Source organism: Furfurilactobacillus cerevisiae, assembly GCF_048961765.1.
Taxonomy (GTDB): domain Bacteria; phylum Bacillota; class Bacilli; order Lactobacillales; family Lactobacillaceae; genus Furfurilactobacillus; species Furfurilactobacillus milii_A.
Genome location: NZ_CP185253.1, coordinates 434,523 through 446,276, shown reverse-complemented (window position 1 = coordinate 446,276; position 11,754 = coordinate 434,523). Strand labels below are relative to the sequence as shown.

The 11,754-nt window shown below is 45.0% G+C and carries 12 protein-coding genes and 1 pseudogene; 3 read left to right on the top strand and 10 right to left on the bottom strand.

Features of this window, described 5'->3' with window-relative positions; genetic code table 11:
• Window positions 1-36: 36 nt before the first annotated feature.
• From ABUE36_RS01985 to ABUE36_RS01965, 5 genes are all read right to left on the bottom strand, one after another.
• The gene (locus ABUE36_RS01985; protein WP_161002199.1) at window positions 37-465 is read right to left on the bottom strand and encodes a hypothetical protein; all 429 of its coding nucleotides are present in this window, start codon (window positions 463-465) and stop codon (window positions 37-39) included.
• 24 nt (window positions 466-489) lie between these two features.
• Window positions 490-1,326 (bottom strand): ribonuclease H family protein, encoded by an 837-nt coding sequence (locus ABUE36_RS01980; RefSeq protein ID WP_178941865.1) that lies wholly within the window; start codon window positions 1,324-1,326, stop codon window positions 490-492.
• Window positions 1,327-1,333: 7 nt separating this feature from the next.
• Window positions 1,334-2,458, bottom strand: coding sequence for an A/G-specific adenine glycosylase (gene mutY / locus ABUE36_RS01975; protein WP_421017061.1), 1,125 nt, complete (start codon window positions 2,456-2,458; stop codon window positions 1,334-1,336).
• A 66-nt stretch (window positions 2,459-2,524) separates the two neighbouring features.
• Window positions 2,525-3,355, bottom strand: a complete 831-nt coding sequence (locus ABUE36_RS01970) for a hypothetical protein (RefSeq protein WP_178941864.1) — start codon at window positions 3,353-3,355, stop codon at window positions 2,525-2,527.
• 381 nt (window positions 3,356-3,736) lie between these two features.
• Entirely contained in the window at window positions 3,737-4,174 is a 438-nt protein-coding gene (locus ABUE36_RS01965) for a hypothetical protein (protein ID WP_161002195.1), read from the bottom strand.
• 124 nt (window positions 4,175-4,298) lie between these two features.
• Between ABUE36_RS01965 and ABUE36_RS01960 the strand changes: the two genes are divergently transcribed.
• A complete protein-coding gene (locus ABUE36_RS01960) occupies window positions 4,299-4,886 on the top strand; it encodes a MarR family winged helix-turn-helix transcriptional regulator (protein ID WP_178941863.1) in 588 nt (195 codons plus the stop codon).
• 49 nt (window positions 4,887-4,935) lie between these two features.
• Here ABUE36_RS01960 and cysK read toward each other — a convergent pair whose 3' ends face one another.
• Together cysK and cysE are read right to left on the bottom strand one after the other, a co-directional pair.
• A complete protein-coding gene (gene cysK, locus ABUE36_RS01955) occupies window positions 4,936-5,853 on the bottom strand; it encodes a cysteine synthase A (RefSeq protein WP_161002193.1) in 918 nt (305 codons plus the stop codon).
• Window positions 5,846-6,418 carry a serine O-acetyltransferase gene (gene cysE, locus ABUE36_RS01950; RefSeq protein WP_161002192.1) on the bottom strand — a complete coding sequence of 191 codons (573 nt, stop codon included), beginning with the start codon at window positions 6,416-6,418 and terminating at the stop codon, window positions 5,846-5,848. The genes cysK and cysE overlap by 8 nt, the downstream gene beginning before the upstream one ends.
• A gap of 402 nt (window positions 6,419-6,820) precedes the next feature.
• Between cysE and ABUE36_RS01945 the strand changes: the two genes are divergently transcribed.
• Window positions 6,821-9,124, top strand: a complete 2,304-nt coding sequence (locus ABUE36_RS01945) for a cation:proton antiporter (protein WP_178941861.1) — start codon at window positions 6,821-6,823, stop codon at window positions 9,122-9,124.
• A 381-nt stretch (window positions 9,125-9,505) separates the two neighbouring features.
• On the opposite strand, the pseudogene ABUE36_RS01940 reads toward ABUE36_RS01945, so the two are convergent.
• Window positions 9,506-10,533: pseudogene (locus ABUE36_RS01940) on the bottom strand (lipoate--protein ligase).
• A 323-nt stretch (window positions 10,534-10,856) separates the two neighbouring features.
• Entirely contained in the window at window positions 10,857-11,171 is a 315-nt protein-coding gene (locus ABUE36_RS01935; RefSeq protein WP_161002189.1) for a DUF7671 family protein, read from the bottom strand.
• Between the two features lie 134 nt (window positions 11,172-11,305).
• Here ABUE36_RS01935 and ABUE36_RS01930 point away from each other — a divergent pair, with 134 nt between their 5' ends.
• A complete protein-coding gene (locus ABUE36_RS01930) occupies window positions 11,306-11,524 on the top strand; it encodes a hypothetical protein (protein WP_161002188.1) in 219 nt (72 codons plus the stop codon).
• 84 nt (window positions 11,525-11,608) lie between these two features.
• Here ABUE36_RS01930 and ABUE36_RS01925 read toward each other — a convergent pair whose 3' ends face one another.
• On the bottom strand, window positions 11,609-11,740 hold the full coding sequence (locus ABUE36_RS01925; RefSeq protein WP_421017060.1) for a hypothetical protein: 132 nt from the start codon (window positions 11,738-11,740) through the stop codon (window positions 11,609-11,611).
• Window positions 11,741-11,754: the final 14 nt, after the last annotated feature.

Below are 11,754 nucleotides of genomic sequence, written 5' to 3'. Positions count from 1 at the left end.
AACGCAGATTATTGTGTTTGAACCATTTTCGTTTATTTAAGATTTTTGGCACTTAACAAATACAAGCCGAATCAACAACCAAACGTCGATGACAGCTGCAAAAATATAAACTAGACCATATAACATAAATGTCAACAGCGCTGAGCCGCCGTTTGGCGAACCATGTGAAGCCCACGCACTGTTGTATTCCGTTTGCGCAAAAGATTCGCCGTTTTCATCATAGGCACGACGGATAAATGTTCGATTATCAACAGTTTTGCCCTGCCGTCGCAGTTGGCGCCAACGACTAACACTCGTGCGAGCAAACGGATAAAGCAGAAGCCAATTTACAAGATTGCCATAATCAAACGCCGTAAGTGTGTAAAATAAGCCACCAGCTGGTTTCAAATGCGCTACCAGGGTAAAAAAAGCAAAGAAGATCAATCCCAATGTGTAGGAAATTACGAGTTGTAGCCACCTATTCATACCCGTCACCCGTCTCTAAAAGTCTTAAAATAAATTCATTTGTTCCGAATCAGCTGACGCAGCATTATCGGCGTCATCAGTAGCCACCGCTTGATCCGCAATTGCCGCTAACGGGTTCACTTCGGACCGTTTGCCGATCGGATTTTCCTCACTCATGGCATCCATTGTTTGATTCAACAGTTCATCCACAAACACGTTACCAGAATTGTCGGCGTGACCCTTCGTCCACTCAAAGCGTAAATGTGGAAAGGCTGTCAACTGGTCGCTCATTGCCTGCCACAGCTCTTTGTTTGCTAGTGGCGCACCGTTACTGCGTGCCCACCCCCGTCGCTTCCAGCCGGCTAGCCAACGTTTGGTAATCGCATCTAGGACATATTTTGAATCCAGTACAGCCAAAATTGGTTCTTTGTTCAAACCCGACTGTTGTAAAGCCTGTAGCGCCCGCAACAAGCCAGTGATTTCCATTTTATTGTTGGTTGCGCCAAATTCACCCAGTGAATCGTAATATTGCTGGCCGTCTTTTTTTATCAGGTAAGCCCAGGCCGCCTTGTCGCCCTGACGCACATGACCACCAGCCACATTACCCGTGTTCCGAGAACCACCGTCAGAATACATGACGATTTTTTCTGTTACCGGTTGACTGGTTGTCGTGTGCTGCCGTGAAGCTGTTGCTAGCGGTTTACGGCCAGACGCGGTGTACTGCCCGCCAGCGTCCAACCATTGCTGAGCAGTATCGCGTGTTGGAAAACTCTTGTATCGTGCTCCAGCCATCCCGTCAACCTGTTGTTTGGCCGCCGCCCAAGTTGTGAAGATGCCTGTTTTGCGACCATGAGCGACCGCATAAAACTTTTTTCCTGCCATAATAACCTCACTTTTTTGATGCAGCTTGCCAACGTCGCCACAGCTTTTGTTGGACAACTGGCATCGGATATTGATCAAACGCCGATTCAGCTACAATTTCACCCGCAAACAAACTGATGTCTGGGACTGTCGATAACTCGGCAGAAACTAGTCGAATTTGCCACTTTAAATGAGTGAATGTGTGTGTCACAGCGCGGCCACCAATCAAGGCCAAGGAAACCGGAATTTCCGTTTCCGTTTCGAATGCTTGCTCAGCACGTGACACGATATCGACGTCCATCAAGTCTGTTTCCTGCTCATCATCCTTCAACAAATCGCTTACCTTAACCAATGGAAAGGTCCATAAGTTGGCCAGTAATCCCGTCGATGGTCGTTTCGTCATTAAATATCCGGCCGGTGTATGGATGACTAGCGCAACATAATCGACTGGAACTGGTCGCGGCTTGGCCGTTTTAACCGGATAATCAAGTACATGGCCGGTTTCGTATGAACGGTCAAACATCTTTACTGGTGAATGCTCAACATCCGGATTTTTCACTGTCATGTAGCTACTGCCCAAGTCCATAATGGCTTGATTAAAATCCCCGGGCCGCTGTGGATCAATAATTCGATCAATCGTCTCGGCAAACAGCTGGCGAGTTGCCGGTTTGGTAATATCAGCGTCAATCATCAGCAATCGGCCAAATACCCGAAAGGCATTCCCATCGACTGCTACCACCGGTTCGCCAAACGCAATGCTGGCAATCGCACCCGCCGTGTATGGGCCAATGCCAGTCAGTTCCTGCAAACCCGCAGCCGTTGTCGGCCATTCACCATGCCGGTCGTTGACGATTTCCCGTGCCGCTCGTTGCAGATTGCGGGCTCTTGAATAGTAGCCGAGGCCCTCCCACGCTTTCAACAATTGTTCTGGTTTAGCCGCTGCCAAATCATTAATTGTGGGAAACATGCTCATAAAGCGTTCGTAGTAAGGAATAACCGTATTCACCTGCGTTTGTTGCAACATGATTTCCGATACCCACACGTGATACGGATCATGATCGTGACGCCATGGTAAATCCCGTTTATTTTCGTCATACCACGTTAATAAAGTTTTTCGAAACGCTGCAATCGTTTCTTTTGACCACTGTTCCATTGCTGCGCTCCCATCCGTTTGTTAGTGCTGTTATCTTAGCATATTTAAGCTAACTGATGTGCATTCCTAATCGCCATTATCATTCGAATCCACGTTATCAGAATCGACACTGACACTATTATTGCTATCTTGAGAACTACTGTCATCTTCACTCGATTGAGAATCTGAAGTATCATCGTTTGAGTCACTATCATCGTTGCTTTGTGAATCATCACTCACTGAATCTGACGAGTCATCATCGGTCGAATCTGTATCACTTTGATTGTCGCTATTCGCTTGATCATCGTTTGAAACATCAATGCCAAAATAAGCGAACATATTATCATAGCCAGAAAGCTGCTGAGTACTTAGAATATGCCCGCTTTTAGCATCGACGACCAGTTTTTCAAACGGTTCGGACATTGCACCGGACCCTTCGATAATCGTGACAGTTCTATTGGAATTTTTGGTCAGCACAAAGCCGCCGTCTCCTATGCCACTTTTATTATTTTCTGAAATGTAAATACTGTTTCCTGGCAACTTGCTGATTGGACACGACGATGAATCAACGGCTTGGCCCAGATCAATTCGCTCTAGTCCAATATGTTCGCTCCCCTCCGGCGTGGCACTATCAACCTTTTGCAAAAACGATGAAGCTGTCGCAAATGTCCATGGTGCCTGAATAAATGCGTCAGTTTGGTCATTGTCATTCGCCGATTCATCGTTTTGATTTGAATCTTGACTAGCATCACTAGTTGATGAATCAGCATGAGAACTCACATTTGTTTTGGAATGTTTGACAACCCTCTCGCTTTTATTAGTCGCAGCTCCAGAATTCTGTTCATTGCTTGAATTACCACAGGCAGTCAGCATAAGTAACGAAGCTGTTGATACCAGCAGAACAACAGTTTTTTTCATACCTAAATATCTCCCCTGAATATGTATTTTCCCTTAACTCTCCATATAAAATTATAAGTCAAACGTTTGAAAACAAACGGTTTAGTTTTAGAACTGTTAATATCATCTTTGCCAGACTTCCGAATGGTATTAGTAGTGTAGCAAGACAGGGACATAGTTCTGTGATAGCAATTCTTAGCGGCGTTTTATGGCCGCTTAGTATTGCAGGACGACTTCAGAGACGATTTGTGGCTCTGAATCGAGGTAGAAGACCGCAAAGCGGGCTGAGACCGGTCCCACAGATCGGCCGTCCCTGTCTCGCGGAACGGTCAAGATTTTTCGTTTCTCAAGGCACTAAAAAAGACGCTCAAATTTAGAAGCGTCTTTTAAATAATTATCATATTAAAGAACAACAGTTGCCACTTCTAATTCGTCGTTAGCTTGATTTACCGCCCGCCGAATTTGAGTGTGATCATGATGATCCGAACCCATCACCAATACATCAAACGAAAAATCAGTGCAGTACACTTCTTCCGTTAACCGAGCCAGGTTGCTGCCTCGCTTGATGGAAACTTTCACGCTCCTGACACCCATCGCCTTAGCAACATCACTTAAATCTGTTGCAAACTTATCAGCCTGATCATGTTGTTTGCGAATATAACTTGGGTTCAATGCATTAAAAACACTTAAATTATCATCATCTATCCATACAATAATGTTGAGACTGGCGTTATCATGAACTGCCGTCTGCAAAGCATAATCAAACGCGTCAATATTTTCTGTGGCCGCGTTTACCACAACAGAAACCATATCAAAACGAGTTGCTTCTGCTAAATCCATAAGATCACTTCCGTTTAAAAAATGATTGTTTCTCTCGGAAACAATAATGAGTATAGCACCTATTGTTTCCAAAAGAAACATTTCGCGGTAAAATAAATACATTAATTCAAATGGAGGAATGGATATGGGCCATTCACGTGCACAAGAAATCAACGACCTTTATACGGGTCTGCTCAATTTTGAAACGGCCAACCACCCGTTTGACATGCGTTTTCAGCAAGCCATGATGATGCACAAACGTTTTGGCGGTGGACCAGGAAATATTGGCCATCATAATCACCATGATCAACGTAATATGCAAGACTGGGCCAATCATATCGACCAACATTTCCGTGGACCGCTTCGCGATGTTATGGAAACAATTCAAGCACATCCTCAAATCAATGCACATGGCATCAGTGACGCACTCGACATCTTGCCGGGCACGCTGTCCAAATATCTAAAACGCCTGATTTCACGACGCTTAGTCGATGAACAAACCAATCCAGAAAATCGACGAGAAAAATTTTATAGCCTGACGGATGCCGGCACCTGGCTACTTTCTTTGGCCCACGGGATTCAGGATGAGGACAAAGAGGCAAAAGAAACTGTCGCAAATGAATTTTCACCAGAAGAACAAGATGTCATTGTGCGGTTTCTAGTTGCCATGCGGCACCGTAACAACAATGCTGAACCAACTAGTGATACTAATGATATCAATCCAAACAAATAACCACCAACGGTTAAAAGACTGAACCGTCGGTGGTTATCGACACGAATTATTAATCTGCATAAAGTGATGTTGAGAGATAACGTTCGCCATTATCGGCAGCTAAAGCAAGCACTTTATGGCCTGCACCTAATGTTTTAGCACGTTCAATCGCTGCCCAAACGGCTGCACCACCTGAGAAGCCCAACAGGATTCCCTCTTGGCGGGCAATTAACCGCGCAGTAGCAACAGCGTCCTCACCAGTGACATCGGTGACACTGTCATACACATGAGTGTCCAAAATATCCGGCACAAAACCAGTCCCAATACCTTGAATCGGGTGTTTGCCCGGTTGACCGCCATTTAAAACGGCCGATGCAGCGGGCTCAACCCCAACGATTTCAACATTGGCATTAGTCTCTCTCAGGAATCGACCCGTGCCTGAAATCGTGCCACCGGTGCCTATGCCGGCAACAAAAACATCCGGCGTGCCATCAAAGTAGTCAACAATTTCAGGACCAGTCGTTTCATAGTGCGCCTGCGGATTCAGTTCATTAATGAATTGTCCCAAACGGAAGTAGCCACCTTCCTTGAGTTTGTCATTCACCAGGTTAATGGCGCCCGTAATGCCTTCGCTACCTGGCGTTTCAATTAATTCGGCACCGTAAGCTTTCATAATTTGCTTACGTTCCTCACTGGCCGTATCTGGCATAACTAGCACTGCATGGTAGCCCTTAGCGGCAGCTACCGCAGCAATCCCAATCCCTGTGTTTCCCGAAGTAGGTTCAATGAGCGTCATGTCATGCGTTAAAGTACCTGCTGTTTCTGCGGCTTCGATCATTTTTAAGGCGACACGGTCCTTAACGGAACCAGCCTCGTTAAAGAATTCCAGCTTCACATAAACATCAGCCGCACCATCTGGCACCGAACGTTGAAGCTTAACAATTGGTGTGTGACCGATATAATCTAAAATGTTTTCTTTTTTAATCATGTTGATGACCTACCTTTGTATTTGTTTGAGTGTCTTCTAAATGCATAACCGGTTCATTGGGATGCCATGTTCGAACGACCTTCGCCGGATTGCCAGCAACAGTACTGCCAGTGCCAACGTCGTGGAGCACAACGGCGCCAGCGCCAACTTTGGCAAAGTCATGAACCGTAATATCGCCTAACAACATGGCATTGGCGCCAAGGAGTACGTGGTTACCAATGCTCGGATGTCGTTTGCCTGACTGATCATGACGTGAACCTAAAGTGACACCGTGAAGCATCGTCACATCATCACCAATCACTGCGGTTGCTCCAATGACTACTCCTATGCCGTGGTCAATGAATAGCCGTTCGCCAATAGTCGCCGCCGGATGAATATCCACACCGGTATGATGACGTGTCCAATGGCTAATCAACTCTGCAAGCAATAAATGTTGCCTGCCCCAGAGCCAGTGCGCCAATCGATATCCGACCAACGCCTGATATCCCGAATAAGTTAGCATAACCTGCCAACGCGTTCGTGCCGCCGGGTCTTCCTTGATAATACGGTCAACCGTTTTAAACATGGCAGCCTCCCTTCCATTACTGATAAAATGCGTTCCTACGGGGATACAGATAAACAAAAAAGCATCCACCACACCTGTCCTGGCCCTAGAACCAAGCAGATGGGTGGATGCTAACAAAATTTTCTCGATATCAATTGTTGAATGTCAGTTACGACACAAACAATTCAGATGTGTTAGCGGCTGTTAGACTTCCCCATAAACTTGGTCGGTTGATCAATCCGCTACAACAGTTCATGTTCATCATCGCTAACACCTCTTCCATAAATTTTATAATCGTAGTATACGTGCTTATCTTTTGTAAGTCAACGATTTGTATATTAATCGGCAAACGTCCTGGCTAACGTTTCTGCAACACTCGCGCGTATAATAAGACCAAATCCAACGTAAGGTTTGTGAACAAATATGAGTTTAGCTTTCTTTATTGGTATTTTGATTTTAGCCGTTATTGCCGCTGAAATCGTTTATAACCAGTACCCCGCAATTCCGCTTGCGTTCTATCAAATCGCAGCGGGGATTGCGTTATCATTTATCACTTTCTATCATCATTATCAGTTCGATCCAAAAATCTTTCTGTTTGCGATCATCGCACCCATTATGTTTAATGACGCGCAGGAAACCTCAAACAGCCGTCTCACTCGCAATTTTTCTGACACCCTGTCGTTGGCAATCCTATTAGTGATCACCACTGTTATCGTTGTCGGTTTCGGCGTTCACTGGATTTATCCGGCTTTTGCACTACCATTAGCCTTTATGTTAATTTCCATTGTTAGTCCAACAGATGCAACGGCGGTCAGTTCGATCACCAAGAATCTGCAACTTCCATCGGGGTTAATGGAAACGCTAAAAAACGAGTCACTATTTAACGATGCATCGGGTATCGTAGCTTTCGATTTAGCACTTACCGCCTTTTCTTCTGGCAACTTTTCACCAGCCAGCGGTGTTCTGACCTTTTTGGAAACCTTCTTCGGGGGCATTCTAGTTGGGACAGTCCTCGGGTGGGCTATTGTTGGTTTACGGATTGGATTAATTCATTGGAATGTCGATAATGCATCAACCAGTGTTCCTATCCAACTGCTGACACCATTTTTAGTGTATTTTGTGGCTGAAGAACTTGGTGTTTCCGGTATCTTAGCCGTTGTGGCAGCCGGTCTAATTCACGGTATCGAACGAAACCAATTGCACCTGACTTCCACCAAGATGCAGGTTGTTAGTTCCAGTGTCTGGGGTCTATTAACAGACATTTTAAACGGTTTCGTGTTCGTTCTCCTCGGTGTCAGTTTGCCAACCATTATTGATAACCTCTTCGCCAAACACCAGGTTTCAATCTTAATTTTGATTGGTTTAGCCATTGGAATCTACCTATTGATGATTGTTCTTCGATTCCTCTGGATCCGTCGCTTCCTTAACTTACCATTTCGGAAAGATCCCAATCAGTCGGCAGCATTACTGGCGTTAAGTGGCGTGCATGGCACCGTCACGTTAGCGATGGCTTTCTCCCTGCCGTTGACATTACATGGTGCGTCTTTCCCAATGCGTAACGAGCTCATCTTCATTTCTGCCACTATTATTTTAATCAGTTTAGTCGTTCCTTTATTCACCATTCCGTTCATTTTGCCTAAACAGGATGACGACAATAAAGAAGACTTTCAGGTTTCACACCAAAACATGCTCGATTACGCGATTGCCTGGTTGAAAAATAACGTGCCAAATAATTCCGCTCGTCATACTGTTATTGAAACGCTGGTTGATGAAAAGGGTACCTTGCATCGGCCTGACAAAAAGACCGTTTCGGCTCTCTTTGACGGTGCTGCTCAAGCAGAAGCAGACGCTATCAATGATGAAATTGAAAATGGTAATCTCAACACCAGCGAACAACAAATATACCGTAAATACCTGTTAATGATCACTAGTCGTCGAGCCAACGCCACCGTCAGCACCCAGGTTAAATTACGTTTGAAGTTTGTGTTGATGCGGCTACTTCACCCTGGCAAGCAACGGCAAATTCGTAAACGTGGCCGACAGATGTACAAGCAACACTTAGCCTCCTATCAAAACGAATCAGATCAAACAACGACGGTCATTGACGCGCCCGTTGACACGGTTAAGGACATTACGCCCAAGACACAAATTACGACTGAATCGGCATCGACTAGTAACGCTGCGGCTATGAGTAACAAGTCCTCAGAACCTGCTAGTGCGGCAAAGAGTGTTTCCTCTGCTACGGTAACCGTTCGTTCAGTGAACGACTTGCCGGCCAGTCTTAGCGGTGAAGAGGCCGTCTCTAGTGCCACTGCTGAAGCACTGACGAAGAATGACACGGACTCCACCAATGCCCTCATTCAGGTTCTCCATGATAATCCTCATGCTGCTCGTTCCTACACCCGCCGTTTGATGCAAACCATCGAAAAACTAGGTAACGATGCGGCAATGGAATGGCTTTTCAACCAGGACATTACGCGTGACCCCGCAGCCATCAACGCTGTTCGTGATTCTTACATTAAACGCTCGCAACGATTTAGTCGTGATCAAACGGACCAAAGCGAGGCCATCAACTCACTTTTCCTGTCCGCCTTTCAGGCCGAATATCAGTACATTCAAGACGCACTCAGCGCCGACGAAATCTCAATGGATATGGCCAAAACGTTGCGGGAACAAGTTTCCTATGATCAAATGGTCTATATGAAGAATGCGGAAAGCGACAGTTAACTTTTCCTTCATTCATTATTCTTTCAAAAAACCTTCTAAGAACAAAAGAACAGCCAATCTACTGATGTGATTTCAGCAGGTTGGCTGTTTTACTGTCTGTTGTTTTTAAATGGCTCACTGCCGTTACGCTGACCGAAAACGCCGTTCCATGTGGACCGGTCTCAGCCTCCTGAAACCCGGAGTCTTTAACCTTGATTATGAGCCGAAGTACACGTCTCATAAGTCATCCTGCACCACTAAGCGGCAAAGTTCCCGCCGCCAAATGGTGCCGACACGGAACTCTGTTTTCAGTCAGCTCCACTATTGTAACAAGTAAATACATGAGTGCTTGCAAGCTATTATTTGATATTAATTAATGTCTGCTTAAAGCAGCATTCACAACTATTCTTTTTCTAAGATCAGATCAACCAGATCATTAACATCAATGTCGCCAATATTCTGTTTGTAATTACCGGCATTGAGTCCTTCTGTTAGGCCATCCTTGGTGTAAGCAACGTCAAGCATTGCCTTATCAACAATTGCTGGATCACCGCCATTGATAAAATCACCATAGGTTTTAAAATCGGCAATTTTATTATCTTTAAGTGTAAAGTTAAACGCCACGGTGCCAATCTGAAAATGTTTGGAGCGATATTCATCAAAACCTGGATTCTCACCATAGTTCCAGGCATCGGTGTCGTACTTACCAGCTAACCGTCTGTCTATGATCTCCCAGTCATGGTCATTCAAGTGATAAGTTTCGATTTTACTTACGTCGTCAACATGGAATAGCCGCTTTAATAATTCTGCGCGAAATGTTTCAATATCCAAATTTTGGAACTCAGGCTTCAAGTACGACATGATGTTTGTCACCCGGCTATCAACCGATTTAACACCCTTTGATGCCAACTTGTCAGCTTCTGGTGTCAGTACGTCGCTCGCCGCTGTCAAATCTAAGTTGTACATCAATGTCCCACCGGCAGCATATGAATCGCCAACTTTAAACATCGTCATGCCAGAGAACTTTTTCCCGTCAATCACCATATCATTACGACCACGCAGTTGTGCATCCGTTGCTCCCATATCATGAAGAGCATCCAGAATTGGGTTGGCAAATGCATCAAAATGACCAAACTTACTCGTGTCACCGATAACAATATTTTCAAAAATAAGGTTACCAAAATCATGGTATACCGCTCCGCCACCAGAAGTACGGCGCACTAGCTTAATGTTGTTTTTCTTCAAATACGGCAAGTCCACTTCAGCATAAGCATTTTGATGAACCCCAACAATAACGGATGGCTGATTTACATACACGATAAGACCGTGTCCTGGCAAACGCAGATCGTTTACCAAATAGTTGTCTAAGACTGATTAACAATCGGGTCGTAGACGGGTTTGCCATTGCGACTTACATCAATTAAAAACATGCTTTATCCTCCTCTTGGCTTCACAACGCGACTAGATCGGTTATATTGTAAGCCTTTTCATGTTCGATAAAACAGTTTTATTCTCAACTGACCGAGCTGGTTTTTACATTATCTATATGAGCGAGAGGGCGCCAACATTGATACCGAGTCGTGAAAGTAACGTTAATTCGGATGGTTTTCCCGAATTTAGGTTACGGACGGTCGGCAAGACTCAATGGTTTGCGAGGCTTGGCGGCGAGGTGAAAGACCGTGAACTTCGGGCTTGAACCGGTCCCACGGCGAGCGTGTCAATGTTGGCAACCGGAAGCGGAAGCGCGAACCATCTACAATCCGTCAGTAATATTGTTTGAGGAACGTAATTGCTCAACGAGGTCATCACTGATACGCTCGCTGGTGAACCGTTGCATCGGCGTCCACTGGTGACGTTCTTTGAATGGCACTGGATAAGCCGCAATAATAGCCACCATCAAGTTGTTTTCAGTCAGAAACAATTGTCCCAAACGATCAAACTTGCCCTTCGTATGTTTGCCAACCCGCCATTCATGTGTTTTGTCATCACCGCTTACAACATATTTACCACTATCATCAGTCGTCATCGGAATGCCGACAAATCGTGTCACTTCGTACTTACCCTTCATTTGTTAATCCTCCAAATTATCTATTTTGATGTTACCACATCGTTTTCATAAAAAATTTCAATTAATTGGTTCACATTGGTCAAAAAGGACTACCATAGATGGTGATCATAAAAGAAAGGGAGGCTGATTTCAACATGGCACAAGCAGTTGAAATGACTAAGTTACTAGACGAACCAATGAACGAAGTGTTTGACTGGAGCGACAGCACCCTACCGATTCGCGACGCAGTATGGAACCACTACATGGACGAAGATACTCATGACACCAACAAAACGGCCGATGAAGTAGCTCCTTATATGTCCATGAAGGACGACGAACTTAAGGCAGCGGTTGAAAAGTTGCTAAAGAAGTAGTCGCGAACGACAATTAAACATTCCATTAATAAATACCAGTCAGACGAATTTACCGTTCATCCGACTGGTATTTTGTTTGTCTACCTAATGCTTCTTGTGTTTGTGAATAGTGGCAGGGTCTGGCACAGCGGCCACGTCAGTATCCGTAATGCCATACCGATGACGCATCAAACGTTCAATGCGTTCGCTCAAACCATAGCTGTCCAAAATGTTCATCTCTGCATCTACAT

Bases quoted from the DNA above. Each gene is read 5' to 3' on its own strand.
- ABUE36_RS01935 (WP_161002189.1), bottom strand. From the start codon at position 11,171: ATGAAGGGTAAGTACGAAGTGACACGATTTGTCGGCATTCCGATGACG.
- ABUE36_RS01930 (WP_161002188.1), top strand. From the start codon at position 11,306: ATGGCACAAGCAGTTGAAATGACTAAGTTACTAGACGAACCAATGAAC.
- ABUE36_RS01985 (WP_161002199.1), bottom strand. From the start codon at position 465: ATGAATAGGTGGCTACAACTCGTAATTTCCTACACATTGGGATTGATC.
- ABUE36_RS01980 (WP_178941865.1), bottom strand. From the start codon at position 1,326: ATGGCAGGAAAAAAGTTTTATGCGGTCGCTCATGGTCGCAAAACAGGC.
- cysE (WP_161002192.1), bottom strand. From the start codon at position 6,418: ATGTTTAAAACGGTTGACCGTATTATCAAGGAAGACCCGGCGGCACGA.
- ABUE36_RS01925 (WP_421017060.1), bottom strand. From the start codon at position 11,740: ATGAACATTTTGGACAGCTATGGTTTGAGCGAACGCATTGAACGTTTG.
- ABUE36_RS01960 (WP_178941863.1), top strand. From the start codon at position 4,299: ATGGGCCATTCACGTGCACAAGAAATCAACGACCTTTATACGGGTCTG.
- ABUE36_RS01965 (WP_161002195.1), bottom strand. From the start codon at position 4,174: ATGGATTTAGCAGAAGCAACTCGTTTTGATATGGTTTCTGTTGTGGTA.
- ABUE36_RS01970 (WP_178941864.1), bottom strand. From the start codon at position 3,355: ATGAAAAAAACTGTTGTTCTGCTGGTATCAACAGCTTCGTTACTTATG.
- cysK (WP_161002193.1), bottom strand. From the start codon at position 5,853: ATGATTAAAAAAGAAAACATTTTAGATTATATCGGTCACACACCAATT.
- mutY (WP_421017061.1), bottom strand. From the start codon at position 2,458: ATGGAACAGTGGTCAAAAGAAACGATTGCAGCGTTTCGAAAAACTTTA.
- ABUE36_RS01945 (WP_178941861.1), top strand. From the start codon at position 6,821: ATGAGTTTAGCTTTCTTTATTGGTATTTTGATTTTAGCCGTTATTGCC.